The organism is Micromonospora sp. C41 (assembly GCF_018070485.1).
Classification (GTDB): Bacteria; Actinomycetota; Actinomycetes; order Mycobacteriales; family Micromonosporaceae; genus Micromonospora; species Micromonospora chalcea.
In genome coordinates this window covers 127733-145136 of the sequence record NZ_JAGPXP010000003.1, presented here as the reverse complement: position 1 = coordinate 145136, position 17404 = coordinate 127733, and the positions used below count along the sequence as shown (strand labels likewise).

Sequence of the window (17404 nt, the reverse complement as noted above, 5' to 3'; positions counted from 1 at the left end):
CGCATTACGATCCGGCGGCATGACGATCGCCACGACCGACCGGCTGGTGCTCCGGGACTGGACCGAGTCCCCGGACGACCTGGCCCGGATCTACGACATCTACTCCCGGGACGAGGTGATGCGCTGGCTGGGCGGCGGCAAGGGCCGGATGACCGACCCGTCCGAGGCGCGCGAGCGGGTCCGGTCCTGGCACGAACGCTGGGCGCCGTACGGCGGCCGCTGGGGCCTGTGGGCGATCGAGCCGCGCGCCGGCGGGCCGGTGGCCGGGAGCATCCTGCTCAAGCCGCTCCCGGGACGCGACGGCGTCACCCTGACCGACGACATCGAGGTCGGCTGGCACCTGCACCCCGACGCCCAGGGCAACGGCTACGCCACCGAGGCGGCCCGCGCGGTGCTGGAGCGCGAGTTCGCCACCGGCACCCCGAGGGTGTACGCGGTGGTGATGGCCGGGAACGACCCTTCGATGGCGGTGGCCCGGCGCCTCGGCATGACGCACGTGGGCGTGCGCACCGACTGGTACGGCGGTGCCGAGGTTGAAACGTTCGTCCTGGAACGTCCGGCCTGAGCCGTGCCGTTGGCAGTTCGCCCTCGGCCTCCTACGGTGGTGGGGATACGGGGGAGGCACTGATGGTCGACGGTGGCGACGCAGCGCGTTGGCTGCACCTCCACGCCGCCCGGGGCGGCCCGGACGACCTGTCGCTCCTGGTGAACCGGGTCGCGCCCGCCATCGGGGCCACCGACATCGTGATCTACCTGGCCGACTACACGCAGTCCTCGCTCGTACCCCTGGTCGGCGCGGGCGCGCCTCGGGACGAACTCACGATCGAGACGACGCTGGCCGGCCGGGCGTTCACCTGCCTCCAGGTGCAGCGCGCTCCCGACCGCCCGGACCGGCTCTGGGTGCCCCTGCTGCTCGGCTGCGAACGGCTGGGGGCACTGGAGATCGTGTCGTCGCGCGCCGGCGACCCCGCGCTGGACCGGCCGGCCTGGGAGGTTGCGGTCGCCGTCGCTCAGGTCCTGGTGAACCGCCGGCTCTACGGCGACGTCGTGGAACGGATTCGCCGCCGCCTGCCGATGCAGGTCGCCGCCGAGACCGTGTGGGGGCTGCTGCCGCCGCTGACCTTCGCAACGGACGAGCTGGTGATCACCGCCATCCTCGAACCGTGTTACGACGTCGGCGGGGACATCTTCGACTACGCGCTCAACGGTGACGTGCTCAGCGTCGGGCTCTTCGACACCTGCGGGCACGGGATCAAGGCGAGCGCGATGGCCTCGCTCGTGGTCAGCGCGTACCGCAACGCCCGGCGTACCGGTCTCGACCTGGTCGACACGGCGATCAGCATCGACAGGTGGGTCCGCTCCGAACACCCCGGCCTGTTCGCGACCGCGCTGCTCGCCGAACTCGACCGGCGGACCGGCGTGCTGCGGACCATAAACGCCGGCCACCCCGGCGCCATGCTGCTGCGGGACGGCAAGGCTGTCCGGGCACTGCCCGGACCGACCGCGCTGCCGCTCGGGCTGGGCAACCTGTCGACGCGGCGCCCGCGGGCGCACGAGGAGGCGCTGCACCCGGGCGACCGCGTCCTCGCGTACACCGACGGCATCACCGACGCCCGGGGCGACGACGGGGAACGGTTCGGGCTGGACCGACTTGTCGACTTCGTCGAGCGTGCCCTCAACGAGCGGCTGCCCAGCCCGGAGACGATGCGCCGACTGGTGCGGGCCGTCCTCGCCTACCAGCAGGACCAGCTCGACGACGACGCCACCGCGCTGTTCCTGGAGTGGCAGCCCTCGCACCTGCCGTTGGCGCACCTGGAGCACCTCACCGCGCCAGACGGGACGATCGCGTCCCCGTAGCGTCGAGGAGGCGATCGAGGCGTGATCGACACCAGTTCGCCGAAGTGGTGGCATCGCGGCGCCTGGGATGCCACCATCTCGGCGAAGTGGAGTCGATCATGCCGCCGGGCACTCCGGGACGAACCGCGGTGAGGCGCTGGGGAACAATGGTCCGGTGACCACTCCCCGAGATCTCGTGCTGCTCGGTTCGACCGGCTCGATCGGCACCCAGGCCATCGACATCGTCAAGCGCAACCCGGACCGCTTCCGGGTGGTGGCCCTCGGCGCGGGTGGCGGCAACGTGGAGTTGCTCGCCGCGCAGGCGCTGGAGCTGGGCGTGGAGGCGGTCGGCGTGGCCCGCGCATCCGCCGCGCAGGACCTTCAGCTCGCGTTCTACGCCGAGGCGAGCAAGCGCGGCTGGGCCACCGGCGACTTCAAACTGCCCAAGATCGTGGCCGGGCCGGACGCGATGACCGAGCTGGCGCAGTGGCCGTGCGACGTGGTGCTCAACGGGGTGGTCGGCTCGCTGGGCCTGCCGCCGACGCTGGCCGCGCTGCACGCCGGGCGTACCCTCGCCCTGGCCAACAAGGAGTCCCTCGTCGCCGGCGGCCCGCTGGTCAAGGCCGCCGTCTCGCGACCGGGGCAGATCGTCCCGGTCGATTCCGAGCACTCCGCGCTGGCGCAGTGCCTGCGCGGCGGCGCCCGGGGTGAGGTGCGGCGGCTGGTGGTCACCGCCAGCGGCGGCCCGTTCCGGGGGCGGGGGCGCGACGAGCTGACCGCCGTCACGCCGGAGCAGGCGCTGGCGCACCCGACCTGGAACATGGGCCCGGTCGTCACGATCAACTCCGCCACGATGGTCAACAAGGCGCTGGAGGTGATCGAGGCGCACGAGCTGTTCGACGTGCCGTACGCCGACATCGAGGTGATGGTCCACCCGCAGTCGGTGATCCACTCGATGGTCGAGTTCACCGACGGGTCCACGCTCGCCCAGGCCAGCCCGCCGGACATGCGGCTGCCCATCGCGCTGGGCATCGGCTGGCCGGACCGGGTGCCCGAGGCGGCCGCTGCGGTCGACTGGACCACTGCCCACACCTGGGAGTTCTTCCCGCTGGACGACGCGGCGTTCCCGGCGGTCGCGCTGGCCAAGGCGGCGGGTGAGGCGGGACACTGCCGCCCGGCGATCTACAACGCGGCGAACGAGGAGTGCGTGGCCGCGTTCGTCGCGGGCCGGCTGCCGTTCCTCGGCATCGTCGACACCCTCCAGCGGGTGCTGGAGGACGCACCCGATTTCGACGAACCAGGTACCGTCGAGGACGTGCTCGCCGCCGAGTCGTGGGCACGGGCGCACGCCCAGGAGATCATCGTCGGGTCGGTGGAAGGAGCTCGATGAGCTATCTGCTCGGGGTGGTGCTGTTCGCCCTGGCGATTCTCATCTCGGTGAGCCTGCACGAGGCGGGGCACATGCTGACCGCCAAGGCGTTCGGGATGAAGGTCACCCGCTACTTCGTCGGCTTCGGCCCGACGCTGTGGTCGTTCAAGCGGGGCGAGACCGAGTACGGCATCAAGGGCATTCCGCTCGGCGGGTTCTGCAAGATCGTCGGCATGACGCCGCAGGACGACGACGTCGAGCCCGGGGACGAGAAGCGCGCGATGTGGCGCTACCCGGTCTGGAAGCGGACGATCGTGATGTCCGCCGGCTCGATCACCCATTTCGCACTGGCCCTGATCGCGCTCTGGATCATCGCGATCACCGCCGGCCTGCCGAACCCGAAGTTCCCCTCCACCGAGGACGGCTTCAAGGCGGAGCCGGCCGTGATCGCGCTGGCCCCCTGCGTCGTGGTGGAGAACGCGGCCCGCGCCTGCCAGGCCGACGACCCGGCCAGCCCGGCCGAGAAGGCCCAGCTCAAGGACGGCGACCGGATCACCGCGGTGAACGGCCGGCCGGTCTCCACCTGGGGCGACATGCTCGACGTGGTCCGGGCCACCCCGCCCGGCGCGGCCACCGTCACCTTCGAGCGCGACGGCCGGCCGCAGGAGGCCCGGGTCGACCTGGCCGCGGTGCAGCGCCCGCCGCTGGACGACCCGAAGGGCGCCACCTCGTCGGTCTCCGCGCTCGGCGTCGCCCTGCGGCCGAGCACCCCGCCGCGGGTCGAGTACGGCCCGATCGCCGCGTTCGGCGCCACCGCCGACTTCACCGGCACCATGGCGGTGCAGACCGCGCACGCCATGCAGCGCATCCCGCAGAAGGTGCCCGCGCTGTGGAGCGCGATCACCGGCAGCGAGCGCGACATGGACACCCCGATCAGCGTGGTCGGCGCCACCCGGCTCGGCGGCGAGGCCGTGGAGAACAACGCCTGGCTGGTGTTCTTCATGCTCTTCGTGTCGCTGAACTTCTTCATCGGCGTGTTCAACCTGCTGCCGTTGCTCCCGCTGGACGGCGGGCACATCGCCATCGCCTGGTTCGAACGGGCGCGCTCCTGGCTGTACGCGCGCATCGGCCGCCGGGATCCCGGCCGGGTCGACTACCTCAAACTCATGCCGTTCACGTACGCGGTGATCCTGATCGGTGGCGCGTTCACGCTGCTGACAGTCACCGCCGATGTCATCAACCCCATCACGCTCTTCTCAAGGTGAGTGCCTGAAGTGACCGCTGTCAGTCTCGGTATGCCCCCCGTACCGCCGCCGCCGCTGGCCCCGCGCCGGGCCAGCCGCCAGATCATGGTCGGTTCGGTGCCGGTCGGCGGCGGCGCGCCGGTCTCGGTGCAGTCCATGACCACCACCCTCACCGCCGACGTCAACGCCACGCTCCAGCAGATCGCCGAGCTGACCGCGTCCGGCTGCCAGATCGTCCGGGTCGCCGTGCCGTCGCAGGACGACGTGGAGGCGCTGCCCGCGATCGCCAAGAAGTCGCAGATCCCGGTGATCGCCGACATTCACTTCCAGCCGAAGTACGTCTTCGCGGCGATCGACGCCGGCTGCGCCGCGGTGCGGGTGAACCCCGGCAACATCCGGCAGTTCGACGACAAGGTCAAGGAGATCGCGCGGGCCGCCGGCGACGCGGGTGTGCCGATCCGGATCGGCGTCAACGCAGGCTCGCTCGACAAGCGCCTGCTGGCCAAGTACGGCAAGGCCACCGCCGAGGCGCTGGTCGAGTCGGCGCTGTGGGAGTGCTCGCTGTTCGAGGAGCACGGCTTCCGGGACATCAAGATCTCGGTCAAGCACAACGACCCGGTGGTGATGATCCGGGCGTACCGGCTGCTGGCCGAGAAGTGCGACTACCCGCTGCACCTCGGCGTCACCGAGGCCGGCCCGGCGTTCCAGGGCACGATCAAGTCGGCGGTGGCGTTCGGCGCGCTGCTGGCCGAGGGGATCGGCGACACCATCCGGGTCTCGCTGTCCGCCCCGCCGGTCGAGGAGATCAAGGTCGGCGCCGCGATCCTGGAGTCGCTGGGCCTGCGCGAGCGCGGCCTGGAGATCGTCTCCTGCCCGTCCTGCGGGCGGGCGCAGGTCGACGTCTACAAGCTGGCCGAGGAGGTCACCGCCGGTCTGGAGGGGCTGCCGGTGCCGCTGCGCGTCGCGGTCATGGGCTGCGTGGTGAACGGTCCGGGTGAGGCCCGCGAGGCAGACCTGGGTGTGGCCTCGGGCAACGGCAAGGGCCAGATCTTCGTCAAGGGCAAGGTCGTCAAGACCGTGCCCGAGGCGCAGATCGTGGAGACGCTGATCGAGGAGGCGCTGCGGATCGCCGACGAGATGGGCGCCGAGATCCCCGAGGAGCTGCGCGACCTGGTGCCGGGCGGCGCCACCGTCACCGTGCACTGATCTGCTTTTCGCGTCGCCGTGCGGCCGTCCCCGTCGGGGGCGGCCGCACGCGCCGTCTCAGGGGCGGGGCACGGCGGCGAACGGGGAGAGCGTGAACCAGCCGGGCGCGGCACGCCGCAGCGCCTCCGGCCCGCTCACCTCCACCGCGCCGCCGCGCAGCGCCGCGGCCCACCCCAGGTCGCCCATCCAGACCTGGACCAGGGCGCGCAGGTCCGCGGTGACGGTCACCGCCACGTCGTGCCCGGGGTCGATGTCGCAGACGTCGGCTTCGCCCGCGGCGATCACCAGCCACCAGTCGCGCTGCGCCGCCGGCACGTCCCGGAAGCGGAACCGCACGACGGTACGCCCCGGCGGGACCGCGTCGTGGTCGACGTGCCGGTGCATGTCCCACAGCAGCAGCTTCGGGTCCAGGTCGGCGTCGCCCAGCTCGCCGATCCAGCGCACGCCCCAGGCGCCGAGCGCCTCCAGCACGGGCCGCAGCTCCCGCCCGGCGGCGGTCGGGACGTAGCGCACGTCGGCGCCGTCGACCCGCCGCTCCACCACCCCGGCGCGGACGAGCTGGTGCAGCCGGCGCGACAGCAGCGTGGGCGACATCCGGGGCAGGCCCCGGCGCAGCTCGTTGAAGCGTTCCGAGCCGCTGACCAGCTCCCGGACCACGAGCAGCGTCCACCGCTCGTCGAGCAGTTCCATGGCCTTCGCCACGGGGCAGAACTGGTGGTAGGAGGCCCCCATGGCGGGCACGCTACGCCCGGCCCGGCGGCCCGGCCAGGCGCCTGTCGGGAGCGGTACAGATCTCGTACTGGGGGCCGTGTCGTCCGCTGCCTAGCGTCCTGTGCAGGGACGACAGCTGAGGAGCGACAGATGATCGAGGAACGGGAACAGGACGCGGCGGTGAAGGCCCGGCACCGCGCGATGTGGGCGCTGGGCGACTACTCCGCAGTGGCCGCGCAGGTGATCCCGCAGTTGGGGGCGACGCTGGTCCGGGCCGCCGGAGTGGGACCGGGCATGCGGGTGCTGGACGTGGCGGCCGGGACCGGCAATGCGGCTCTGCCGGCGGCCCGGACCGGCGCGCAGGTGGTGGCCGGGGACCTCACCCCGGAGTTGCTGGCGATCGGGCGGGCGGCAGCCGAGCGGGAGGGCGTGACGCTGACCTGGGAGGAGGCGGACGCGGAGGCGCTGCCGTACGCCGACGGCGCGTTCGACGCGGTGCTGTCCTGTGTGGGCGTGATGTTCGCGCCCCGGCACCGGGTCGCCGCCGACGAGTTGCTGCGGGTGTGCCGGCCGGGCGGGACGATCGGCCTGGTCAACTGGACCCCGGAGGGCTTCGTGGGCCAGTTGTTCGCGGCCATGCGGCCGTACGCGCCGCCACCGCCGCCGGGCGCGCAGCCGCCCCCGCTCTGGGGCGACGAGAACCACGTCCGGGAGTTGTTCGGCGACCGGGTCGACGCGCTGACGCTGGGGCGCGACGCCGTGGTGGTGGACCGGTTCGCCACGCCGGGGCAGTTCCGGGACTTCTTCGCGACCCACTACGGGCCCACGGTGGCGGTCTACCGGGCGAACGCGGGCGATCCGGAGCGTACGGCCGGGCTCGACCGCGCGCTGACCGACCTGGCCGCCCGGCACCTGGACGGCGGCGTGATGCGCTGGGAGTACCTGCTCGTCACCGCGCGCCGGGCCTGACGGCACGCCGGTCGTGGTCCGGCCGGCGTGCCGTCGCGACGGCAGCGCTCACTCGGACTCGGCGAGGATGGCGTAGAGCTTGCGCCGCGTCTCGTCGAGCACCTGCGCGGCGCGGGCGCGCTGGTCGTCGGTGCCGGTGGTCATCACCTGCCGCAGCGCCTGCATGGCCTGTGCGCCGGCGTCGCGGATGTCGTGCCAGCTGTTTACCGTCTGCTCGGCGAACTCCGCCCAGGGCGGGGTCTGCGCCGCGGCGGTCGCCTCGGCCTGGCCCTGTTCGGTGAGCGCGAACCGCTTGCGCCCGCCCTCGGAGTCGGCGGCGGTCGCGATGACGCCCTCGTCCTCCAGCAGTTGCAGCGTCGGGTAGATCGACCCGGGGCTGGGCCGCCAGGCCCCGCCGGTGCGGGAGTCGATCTCCTGGATCATCTCGTAGCCGTGCATCGGACGTTCGGTGAGCAGGGCCAGCACGGCGCCGCGCACGTTGGGCCGCCGGCCTCGTCCGCGCCCGCCGCGGCCCCGCCCGTGGCCGTGCGGTCCGGGCGGGAAGGGCGGCGGACCCGGGGGTACGGGCGGGAAGCCGAAGCCGCCCCGGCGGCGCATCTCGTCGTGCATGGCGTGCATGCGTCGGTGGAAACCCATCAGGGCTCTCCTTCTGTCGTCGTATCACTGATGCATCAACGATATATCGGCAATGCATCGCCGACAAGACGCGGATGGAACTCGGCTGCAAACCGTACGTTCGTACTGTTAGGCTGCCGGCGTGCGCCTGCTTCCCGAACCGGGCCCGTCCCGGACCCTCGCCCTCTCCACGCTCGTCAACACCGTCGGGCGGGGCACCTGGCTCACCGCCAGCGCGCTCTTCCTCACCCGCTCGGTCGGGCTCACGGTGGCCGAGGTCGGCGTGGCGCTCACCCTCACCGCGTTGGTCAGCCTGGTGGCGAGCACGCCGATGGGCTACCTGGCCGACCGCCTCGGCCCGCGCGGGCTCCAGATGGCCGCGCTGCTCGCCTCGGCCGGGTGCACCGCCGCGCTGGTAGCGGTGCGCTCGTTCCCCGGCTTCCTGGCCGTCGGCGTGCTGATGGCGCTCGCCGACGCGGGCACCCGGGGCGCCCGGGGCGCGCTGATCGCCGGCGCCGTCCCACCCGACCAGCGGGTCCGCACCCGCGCCTACCTGCGCGCGGTCACCAACGTCGGCATCTCGGTGGGCACCGTGCTGGCCGGGTTCGCGCTCGCCGCCGACACCCGCGGCGCGTACGTCACGCTGATCCTGCTCGACGCCGCGACCTACGTGCTGGCGGCGGCGGTGCTGCTGCGGCTCCCGCCGGTCCCGCCGGTGCCCGCCCCGGCGCACGGACCGCGGCTGATCGCGCTGCGGGACCGCCCGTTCCTCGCCTTCACCGTGCTGGACGGGCTGATGTCCATGCACTTCTCGCTGATCAACATCGCCCTGCCGCTCTGGATCGCCGGGCACACCACCGCGCCGAACTGGCTGATCTCCGTCTGCCTGCTCGTCAACACGGTGGTGGTGATCCTGTTCCAGGTCCGCGCCTCGCGGGGCACCGAGGACCTGACCGGCGCGGGCCGGGCCGCCCGCCGGGCCGGCGTCCTGCTCGCCGGCGCCTGCGCGCTGTTCGCCGCCGGTGGCGGCGTACCGGTCGCGGTGGCGGTGCCGCTGCTGCTGGCCGGCGCGCTGGTGCACGTCGTGGGGGAACTGTGGCACGCGGCGGCCGGCTGGGGCATCTCGTTCGGGCTGGCCCCGGCGCACGCGCACGGCCAGTATCAGGGGGCGTACGGGATGGGCATGCAGCTCGGCTCGATGGTCGCCCCGGTGGTGGTGACCACGCTTGCGATCGGCTGGGGCGTGCCCGGCTGGCTGGTGCTCGGCGGGGTGTTCCTGCTGCTCGGCGCACTCGTGCCGCCGGTGGTGCGGTGGGCCGCCCGGACCCGGCCGCCCGTGCCCGAACCGGCGCCCGTGACGGTCGGCTGAGCCGCCGCTCACCGGAGCGGTCCGGGGTGCCCGGTCGGCCCGCGCGCCCCGGCGCGGATCTGGCAGGCTGGTAACCGTGCTCACGATGCCGGTACGCCAACTCGGGGAGTCGGAGCGCCGCGCGGTCGAGCGGCTGCTCGACCTCGACCCGTACGCCGGCGCGCAGGTCGCCGAGCGGGTGGCGGCGCGCGGGCTGGCCTGGTGGCGGGCCGAGGCGCGGATCCTCGGCTACGGCTCCCGCCGCAACCTGGAGTCGATCTGCTGGCTGGGTGGCAACCTGACCCCGGTGCTCGCGTCCGAGCCGGCGGTGACCGCGTTCGCCGAGCAGTTGAGCGGGCAGGAGCGACTCTGTTCCTCGATCGTGGGCCGCGCCGACGCCGTACTCGGGCTCTGGGACCGCCTCTCCGCGTACTGGGGGCCGGCCCGGGACGTACGCCCGAACCAGCCCTTGCTGGCGACTGACGCGCTGCCCGCCGTGGCGCCCGACCCGGACGTGCGGCGGGTGCGCGGCAGTGAGGTCGACCGGCTGTTCCCGGCCGCGGTGGCGATGTACACCGAGGAGGTCGGGGTGTCGCCGCTGGCCGAGGACGGCGGGCGCGGCTACCGGCGCCGGGTGACCGAGCTGGTGCGCGCCGGCCGCGCCTACGCCCGTTTCGTCGACGGGCGGGTGGTCTTCAAGGCGGAGCTGGCGGTGGTGACCCGCCGGACCGCGCAGGTGCAGGGCGTCTGGGTGGCGCCCGAGTGGCGGGGCCGGGGCATCGCCACCGCCGCGATGGCCGCTGTGGTGCGCGACGCGCTGGACCGGGTCGCGCCCACCGTGAGCCTCTACGTGAACGACTTCAACCTGCCCGCCCGCCGGGTCTACGAGCGCTGCGGCTTCCGCCCGGTCGGCACGCTCGCCACAGTGCTGTTCTGAGGATCACGTCCCGCCGGAGGTCCCGAACCGGACACCCGGCGCTAGGCTGGGCATGTTTTTATACTGACTAGTCAGTTCGGAATTCGGGGTCTGATGAACATCGTCGAGACCAGCGGCCTGGGGCTGCGGACGCGCCGCGGCTGGGTCTACCGGGACGTCGACCTCACCGCCGCGAGCGGTGAGCTGGTCGCGGTCACCGGCCCGCCCGGCAGCGGACGCACCTCGCTGCTGCTCACGCTGGCCGGGCGCTTCCCGCACAGCCACGGCGAGCTGCGCCGCCGGGGTCCGGCCGCGCTCGGCCAGGTGGCCGGCGTGCACGAGCCCGACCCGACGCTCACCGTCGCCGAGCACATCACCGAACGGCTGCTGCTGCTCGGCCCGGTACCGCGCCGCCGTCGGCGCCTGGTGCCGGTGGCCGCCGTGCGGGCCCGCCGGGCCTACCGCCGCGACGCCTACGCCGCCGCCGTCGCCGGCGCCGGCCTCACCGACGCGCCGCTGGACCCCGACCGGTACGGCAGAGACCTCACCCCCGTCGAACGGCAGGTGCTCGGGCTGGTGCTGGCCAGCCTCGGCGGCCCCAGCCTGATCGTCGCCGACGACGTGGACGCCGGCGCCGACCGCCCCGAGCGGGAGTGGATGTGGGGCGCGCTGGAACGCCTCGCCGATCAGGGGTACGCGGTGGTCGCCAGCGCCCGCGCGGTCGAACCCGGCGTCGCCGCCACCGCGCACCGCATCGGCGACCCGGCAGTGCCCGCCCCCGCCCTTCCCGCCGAGCCCGCTCCCGACCGTCCCGCCGAGGTGCCCGCATGAGCGTCCTGCGACTTGCCCTGTTCGAGCTGCGCCGGATGACCCGGGGCCGGCTGCCGCGCGCCGCCCTGGCCGTGCTCACCATCGTCCCGCTGCTCTACGGCGCGCTCTACCTGTACGCGTTCTGGGATCCCTACGGGAAGATGGACCGGATCCCCGTCGCCCTGGTCAACGCCGACCGCCCGGCCACCGCCGGCGACGGCAGCGAGGTGCACGCCGGGCGCGACCTCACCGAGAAGCTGCTCGACCGCAAGGTGTTCGGCTGGACCGTCACCGACCAGGCCGACGCCACGAACGGGCTGCGCGACGGGCGCTACCACCTGGTCTTCTCCATCCCGGAGGACTTCTCCGCCTCGCTCGCCGCCGCCCCGGAACCGGACCGCCCGGCCCGGCAGGGTGAGCTGAAGGTCGTCAACGACGACGCCACCAACTACCTCTCCGGCCTGCTCGCCCGGTCGGCGTTCAGCGAGATCCGGGCCGCCGCCGCGCAGAGCACCGCCGCCACGTACTTCGACCGGATGCTGATCGGCTTCACCGACGCCAAGGCCGAGACCGGCCGCGCCGCCGACGGCGCCGGGAAGATCGCCGACGGGCTCGGCAGCTCCCAGCGGGGGGCCGATCAGCTCGCCGACGGGCTCGGTGACGCCTCGGACGGCGCCGGGCAGCTCACCGGTGGACTGAACCAGTCCGTCCAGGGCGCGGACAAGCTCGCCAAGGGCCTCGACCAGTTGCGTACCGGCGCCGCCCAGCTCGCCGACGGCGCCGGGCGCGCCGCCACCGAGACCAAGGCCGCGGCGGCGACGGTGAACGCCGCCGCCGACAAGTACGAGCCGGTGCTGCGCCGCAACGCCGACAAGATCGAGAAGGCGGCCACGCTCGTCGCCGACGGCGCGCAGCAGCTCGCCGCCGGGCTGGACGCGCTCCCCGGCAAGGCCGCCGAGGTGGTGGCGACCGCCGAGGAGATCCGTGACCGGCTCGACGCGGTCGCGAAGGAACACCCCGAACTGGCGGACGACCCGGACTTCGCCGCCGCCCGCAAGGCCGCCGACCGGGCCGTCACGCAGGCCCGCTCCGTGGTGGCCGCGCTCGACGAGACCGACATGGCCACGCTGCGCAAGCAGATGACCGACGTGGCGAAGACCGCCCGGGAGGTCGCCGCCGCCGCGCCGCACCTGGCCGACGACGTCGCCTCCGCCCGCGCCAAGGTCAACGAGCTGGCCGGCGGGCTCGCCACGCTGGCCCAGGGCAGCGCCAAGCTCCGCGACGGCCTCGGCGACGCGTCGACCGGCGCGACCGAGCTGCGCGGCGGCCTCTACCGGCTCGCCACCGGCGCCCGCCAGCTCGACGGCGGCCTGGCCCAGCTCGGCAGCGGCAGCAACCGGCTGGTCGACGGGCTGACCCGGCTGGAGGGCGGCGCCGGCGACCTCGCCGACGGGCTCGCCGCCGGGGAGCGGAAACTACCCGGGTACGACGACGCGACCACCCGCGCCGGCGTCCTCGGCGACCCGGTCGGCCTGATCCGCGACTCGCAGAACCCGGCCGGCTCGTACGGCGTGGGCTTCGCCCCGTACTTCCTGTCGCTGGCGCTCTGGGTCGGCGCGATGATCACGTACATGCTGTTGCGGCCGGTCAACCGGCGGCACGTGATGTCCGGCGCTCCCGGCTGGCGGGTCGTGCTCGCCGGGTGGCTCCCGGCCGCGGGCATCGGCCTGGCCCAGGTCACCGTGCTCTACACGGTGGTGACGCTGGCGCTCGGGCTCGACCCGCGGCACGGGGCGGCCACGTTCGGGCTGCTCGCGCTCACCTCGCTGGCGTTCACCGCGATCATGCAACTGCTCGGCGTGGCGCTCGGCCCGGCCGGGCGGCTGGCCGCGCTGGCGCTGCTGATGCTCCAGCTCACCTCGTCCGGCGGCACCTACCCGGTGCAGACGTCGCCCGGCTTCTTCCAGGCGATCCACCCCTGGCTGCCGATGACGTACGTGGTGGACGGCCTGCGGCACACCATCAACGGCGGCACCACCGCCCCGGTGGTCACCGGCGCGCTGGTGCTGCTCGCGTTCGGGCTGGGCGCCATGGCGCTCACCGTCGGCGCAGCCCGCCGCTCCCGCCGGCTGACCCCGGCCAAGCTGCACCCCGAACTGACCATGTGAGGATGAGCCGGTGACGGACGGACGGACACGCCGGCGCGAGGACACCCGCCAGCGCCTCTTCGTGGCGGCGGTGGACCTCATCGCCGAGCAGGGATTCTCGGCCACCACGGTGGACGACATCGCGGCCCGGGCCGGCGTGGCGAAAGGGACCGTCTACTACAACTTCGAGTCCAAGACCGTCCTGTTCGAGGAGCTGCTGCGGCACGGCATCGGCCTGCTCACCGCCGAGTTCCGGGCCGCCGTGGACGGGCTGCCGCCGCTGGAGGCGCTGGGCGCGCTGGTCCGCGCGCAACTGGAGTACATCCGCCGCTACCGCGCCTTCGCCCAGCTGCTGCTCTCGGAGATGTGGCGGACCAACCGGGAGTGGCAGCAGACGTTGCGGCTGCTGCGCGGCGAGGCCATCGCGGTGATCGCCGACACGGTGCAGGCCGGCGTGGACAGCGGCGACCTCCCGGCCGACCTGGACGTGCGTACCGCCAGCTCGGCGCTGTTCGGCGTCGGGCTGGTGGTGGCGGTGGACTGGCTCGTCTTCTCGCCGGACCGCTCGATCGACGAGGTGCAGGAGTCGCTGCTCGGCATCGTCCGGCGGGTCGCGCGGACCTGACCAGCGGTCGGTAATTCGGTTGATTCCGGGCCGCCGGAAGGGTGAGGGTGAGGTCACCGCCCCCACCGATCCGAGTCCGGAGGACCTTCCATGCGCCTGCTCCGAGATCTCTGGGCCACGGCGCCCCGGCGGATGGCGGCGGTCCTGCTGCTGATCGTGCTCGGGGCCGGTGGCCAGGCGGCCGCGTCCGCGCTGGCCGGGCCGGTGCTGGTGCACCGTTCGTCCGGCTGGTTCGTCGCGCTCGCGGTGGCGCTCGTCGCCGCTGTCGTCACCGACCTGCTGATCGGCCTGATCATGGCGCGGCTCACCGCCGACTGGTCGGCCGACGTGCGGCGGCGGCTCTGCCGGGTCGCGCTCGGCCAGGACCTGCCCACCCTGGAGACCACGCCGGTCGGCGAGTTGCTCGACCGGATCGACAACGACGTCTACCAGGTCGCCGCCGAGATGCGGAACACCGGCGTACGGCTGGCGCAGGGCCTCGCGGTCTGCGTCCTCGCGACGGTGAGCGCGCTGATCGTCTGGTGGCCCGCCGGTGTCGGCATGATCGTGCTCACCTCCCTGCTCGCGGTGACGCTGCGCCGCCCGACCGCCCGGATCGCCCCGGCCCGGATGGCCGAGGAGGAGGCGTGGTCCGACCTCGCGGCGGTGATGGAGGAGGCGGTGCACGGGCAGGACGACGTGCGCACCAGCCTCGCCCGGCCGTACGTGCTGCGCCTCTACGCCCGCCGCGCGGCCGAGGTGATCGCCCGGTGCGTCCGGGTGTTCCGGCTCTCCGCCCGGGTCACCGCGGCCGCCGCCGGCGCGGTCCGGGTCGGCATCGCCGGTGTGGTGCTGGGCGGCGCGTGGGCGCTCGCCACCGGCCGCGTCGACGCCGCCCGGCTGACCGGGATCTGGCTGCTGGCCATCGCGTTCGGCGCGACTGTCGAGCACATCGCCCGCTGGGTGCCGCACCTGCAGCAGGCGTTCGGCGCGTGGGGCCGGGTGCAACTGCTCGCCGGGTCGCCGCAGGAGCCGGAGGGCGGGGCCACCCCGGTCGACGGCGACCTGACCGTGCGCGGGCTCACCTACCGCTACCCGGCCGGCGGGGACGAGCGCGGGCCGGCGCTGCGCGACGTGCGCCTCGACTTCGTCCGGGGCCGCTCGTACGCGCTCGTCGGGCGTACCGGCTCGGGCAAGTCGACGCTGGCAAAGGTGCTCACCCGGGCGGTGGACGTGCCCCGCGGCACGGTGTTCCTCGGCGACACCGACCTGGTCGACCTGGACGTCGAGGAACTGCGCCGGTGGATCGCCGTGGTGCCGCAACGCACCGAGATCCTGGCCGGCACGCTCGCCGAGAACGTGGCGCTGTTCGACCCGGAGCTGCTGGACGCCGCCGAGCGGGCGCTGGCCGAGCTGGGCCTGTCCGGCTGGATCGCCGAGCTGCCCGACGGCGTGCACACCCGGCTCGGCGACGGCGGCTACGTGCTCTCCGCCGGGCAGGAGCAGCTCGTCGCGTTCGCCCGCATCCTGGTCCGCGACCCGCACGTGGTGATCCTCGACGAGGCCACCGCGCGGCTCGACCCGGTCACCGAGAACCGGGTACGCGAGGCCACCGAACGGCTGCTCACCGACCGGATCGGCATCGTCATCGCGCACCGGCTCTCCTCGGTGCGCCGCTGCGACGAGGTGGTCGTGATGGCCGACGGAGCGGTGCTGGAGGCCGGTCCGCTGCGCGAGTCGGCCCGCTTCGCCGAACTGCTCGCCACCAGCCACGCCGGGGCGTACGCCGGAGTGGGCGCCCGGCGCGGCGGCGTCGACCTGCTCGACGCGCCCGCCTGGGACGACGCGCCCGCGACGCCGACCGCGCCCGCGACGCGGCCGGCCGCCGTGCCGCGCTCCGACCCGCCACCCGCGCCGCCCGCGCCCCCCGCGCGGACCATGCGGGAGATCCTCCGGCTGGGCCTCAACGACCCGCGGTACGGCCTGATCTCGGTCGGCCTGTTCATCGTGATGACGGTGCTCGGCATGGACGGCGCGGTGCTGCCCTGGCTCTGGGCCGACCTGGTCGGCGGCGGCGACCCGTGGCTGCCGGCGCTGGGCATCGTGGCCGCGCTGCTCGTGGTGCTGCCGCTGCCGTACCTGACGAACCTGTGGTTCCCGCAGTGGTGGATCCGGCAGATGCTGCGGATCAGCGCCCGGCTGGTGCACGGGCAGACCGGCGCGCGCCGGGTCAGCGGGCACACCCCGGCCGAGGTGGTGGCCCAGGGCGGTGACACCGACCGGGTGGTGCACCTGGCCGACAACCTGATGGACCAGTTCATCTCGCTGGTCATCGTGGTCACCATGACGCTGGTGACCGGCAGCTTCGTACCGGCGTTGTTCTTCGTCGGCACGATGGTGGTCTCCGGGCTGGCGGCGACGCTGTTCGGGCCGCGGCTGGAACGCACCGCCGCCGGCACGGTGAAGGCGCGCGCCGCGTTCGCCACCGCGCTGGTCTCCGCGCTGTCCGCCGCCCGTACGGTCAAGCTGGCCGGCGCCACCCGCCCGGTGCTGCGGCACCTCGCCCGGCTCGACGAGGTACGCAGCGAGCGGCAGCGGCGTGAGATCGCCATGCAGGTGTGGGCCCGGTCCACGCCGTCGGTGGCCAGCGGCCTGCTGCCGATCGGCGCGTGGGCGCTCTACCTGGCCGGCGGGCTGTCCGCCGGCGCCACGCTGGTGGCCGTCTCCACGCTCGGCGCGGCTCGCTGGTTCGCGTGGACCACCGCGTCACTGGTGTCGCAGTACCCGTCGGCGCGGGTGTGGACGAAGCGGACGGTGGCGATGACCGGCGAGGCCGTGTACGCGGCGCCGGTGCCCGGCCTGGATCTGGTCGCGGGCACCGCGCCCGCGCCCGAGCCGCCGCCCCGGCACCCGCTGCGCCGCCTGGAACTGGCCGGCTTCGGCGCGCTGCACTCCGACGGCACGCTGGCCGTGCGCGACGTCGACCTGGTGGTCGAGCGCGGGCAGCTGGTGCTCGTCGTCGGCCCGGTCGGGTCCGGCAAGTCGTCGCTGCTGCGCGCACTCGCCGGGATCGTGCACCACGTCGGCGAGCTGCGCTGGAACGGCGACCCGGTGACCGAGCCGGAGATGTTCCTACGCCCCAACCAGGTCGGGTACGTGGGTCAGCTGCCCCGGGTGCTCTCCGGCACGGTGGCCGACAACATCGCGCTCGGGCACCAGGTGGACGCCGCCGGTGCGGTCTCGACCGCCCAGCTCGAACACGACCTGGCCGCCGCGGGAGGCGGGCTCGGGTTGCTGATCGGGCACAAGGGCACCCGGCTCTCCGGTGGTCAGCTCCAGCGGCTGGCGCTGGCCCGGGCGCTCGCGCCGCGTACCGAGCTGCTGGTGGCCGACGACGTGTCGTCGGCGCTGGACGTGAGTACGGAGCTGGCGTTGTGGGCGGCGTTGCGCGAGCACGGGGTGACTGTGGTCGGCTCGACCGCGAAGCGGGCCGCGCTGGTCCGGGCCGACCACGTGGTGGTGCTGATCGACGGCACGGTGGCCGACCAGGGCGCCTGGACCGACCTGGAACCCCGCTGGAGCCACCTGGCCGGCTGACCGCGTTCTCCCGGTTGATCATGAAGTTGGCG

Annotated in this window: 14 protein-coding genes; 12 read left to right on the top strand and 2 right to left on the bottom strand. The window is 73.9% G+C overall.

Annotated features, from left to right (window positions below):
- Positions 1-19 precede the first annotated feature (19 nt).
- From KBX43_RS04680 to ispG, 5 genes are all read left to right on the top strand, one after another.
- The gene (locus KBX43_RS04680; RefSeq protein ID WP_043325869.1) at positions 20-565 is read left to right on the top strand and encodes a GNAT family N-acetyltransferase; all 546 of its coding nucleotides are present in this window, start codon (positions 20-22) and stop codon (positions 563-565) included.
- A gap of 62 nt (positions 566-627) precedes the next feature.
- The gene (locus tag KBX43_RS04675; RefSeq protein ID WP_210883388.1) at positions 628-1857 is read left to right on the top strand and encodes a PP2C family protein-serine/threonine phosphatase; all 1230 of its coding nucleotides are present in this window, start codon (positions 628-630) and stop codon (positions 1855-1857) included.
- Positions 1858-2011: 154 nt separating this feature from the next.
- A complete protein-coding gene (gene dxr / locus KBX43_RS04670; RefSeq protein ID WP_210883387.1) occupies positions 2012-3226 on the top strand; it encodes a 1-deoxy-D-xylulose-5-phosphate reductoisomerase in 1215 nt (404 codons plus the stop codon).
- Complete coding sequence (locus tag KBX43_RS04665) at positions 3223-4470, top strand: RIP metalloprotease (RefSeq protein ID WP_043325866.1); 1248 nt, start codon at positions 3223-3225, stop codon at positions 4468-4470. The genes dxr and KBX43_RS04665 overlap by 4 nt, the downstream gene beginning before the upstream one ends.
- 9 nt (positions 4471-4479) lie before the next feature.
- Complete coding sequence (gene ispG / locus KBX43_RS04660) at positions 4480-5655, top strand: flavodoxin-dependent (E)-4-hydroxy-3-methylbut-2-enyl-diphosphate synthase (RefSeq protein WP_030504228.1); 1176 nt, start codon at positions 4480-4482, stop codon at positions 5653-5655.
- Between the two features lie 57 nt (positions 5656-5712).
- On the opposite strand, the gene KBX43_RS04655 is transcribed toward ispG, so the two are convergent.
- A complete protein-coding gene (locus KBX43_RS04655; RefSeq protein ID WP_210883385.1) occupies positions 5713-6387 on the bottom strand; it encodes a helix-turn-helix domain-containing protein in 675 nt (224 codons plus the stop codon).
- A 129-nt stretch (positions 6388-6516) separates the two neighbouring features.
- Between KBX43_RS04655 and KBX43_RS04650 the strand changes: the two genes are divergently transcribed.
- A complete protein-coding gene (locus tag KBX43_RS04650) occupies positions 6517-7335 on the top strand; it encodes a class I SAM-dependent methyltransferase (RefSeq protein ID WP_210883383.1) in 819 nt (272 codons plus the stop codon).
- Between the two features lie 48 nt (positions 7336-7383).
- Here the strand turns inward: KBX43_RS04650 and KBX43_RS04645 are convergent, their stop codons facing one another.
- A complete protein-coding gene (locus tag KBX43_RS04645; protein ID WP_030504225.1) occupies positions 7384-7971 on the bottom strand; it encodes a PadR family transcriptional regulator in 588 nt (195 codons plus the stop codon).
- 121 nt (positions 7972-8092) lie between these two features.
- Here KBX43_RS04645 and KBX43_RS04640 point away from each other — a divergent pair, with 121 nt between their 5' ends.
- From KBX43_RS04640 to KBX43_RS04615, 6 genes are all read left to right on the top strand, one after another.
- The gene (locus KBX43_RS04640; protein ID WP_064447064.1) at positions 8093-9319 is read left to right on the top strand and encodes an MFS transporter; all 1227 of its coding nucleotides are present in this window, start codon (positions 8093-8095) and stop codon (positions 9317-9319) included.
- A gap of 76 nt (positions 9320-9395) precedes the next feature.
- Positions 9396-10235 carry a DUF4081 domain-containing GNAT family N-acetyltransferase gene (locus KBX43_RS04635; protein WP_043325861.1) on the top strand — a complete coding sequence of 280 codons (840 nt, stop codon included), beginning with the start codon at positions 9396-9398 and terminating at the stop codon, positions 10233-10235.
- 93 nt (positions 10236-10328) lie between these two features.
- On the top strand, positions 10329-11045 hold the full coding sequence (locus KBX43_RS04630; RefSeq protein ID WP_210883381.1) for an ATP-binding cassette domain-containing protein: 717 nt from the start codon (positions 10329-10331) through the stop codon (positions 11043-11045).
- On the top strand, positions 11042-13192 hold the full coding sequence (locus KBX43_RS04625) for a YhgE/Pip domain-containing protein (RefSeq protein WP_210883379.1): 2151 nt from the start codon (positions 11042-11044) through the stop codon (positions 13190-13192). The genes KBX43_RS04630 and KBX43_RS04625 overlap by 4 nt, the downstream gene beginning before the upstream one ends.
- A gap of 10 nt (positions 13193-13202) precedes the next feature.
- Positions 13203-13796, top strand: coding sequence for a TetR/AcrR family transcriptional regulator (locus tag KBX43_RS04620; protein ID WP_030504220.1), 594 nt, complete (start codon positions 13203-13205; stop codon positions 13794-13796).
- Positions 13797-13886: 90 nt separating this feature from the next.
- Entirely contained in the window at positions 13887-17372 is a 3486-nt protein-coding gene (locus tag KBX43_RS04615) for an ABC transporter ATP-binding protein (protein ID WP_210883377.1), read from the top strand.
- Positions 17373-17404: the final 32 nt, after the last annotated feature.

Coding starts and splice junctions, on each gene's coding strand:
- KBX43_RS04680 (WP_043325869.1), top strand. CDS start 20: ATGACGATCGCCACGACCGACCGGCTGGTGCTCCGGGACTGGACCGAG.
- KBX43_RS04675 (WP_210883388.1), top strand. CDS start 628: ATGGTCGACGGTGGCGACGCAGCGCGTTGGCTGCACCTCCACGCCGCC.
- KBX43_RS04665 (WP_043325866.1), top strand. CDS start 3,223: ATGAGCTATCTGCTCGGGGTGGTGCTGTTCGCCCTGGCGATTCTCATC.
- KBX43_RS04655 (WP_210883385.1), bottom strand. CDS start 6,387: ATGGGGGCCTCCTACCACCAGTTCTGCCCCGTGGCGAAGGCCATGGAA.
- KBX43_RS04650 (WP_210883383.1), top strand. CDS start 6,517: ATGATCGAGGAACGGGAACAGGACGCGGCGGTGAAGGCCCGGCACCGC.
- KBX43_RS04645 (WP_030504225.1), bottom strand. CDS start 7,971: ATGGGTTTCCACCGACGCATGCACGCCATGCACGACGAGATGCGCCGC.
- KBX43_RS04630 (WP_210883381.1), top strand. CDS start 10,329: ATGAACATCGTCGAGACCAGCGGCCTGGGGCTGCGGACGCGCCGCGGC.
- KBX43_RS04625 (WP_210883379.1), top strand. CDS start 11,042: ATGAGCGTCCTGCGACTTGCCCTGTTCGAGCTGCGCCGGATGACCCGG.
- KBX43_RS04615 (WP_210883377.1), top strand. CDS start 13,887: ATGCGCCTGCTCCGAGATCTCTGGGCCACGGCGCCCCGGCGGATGGCG.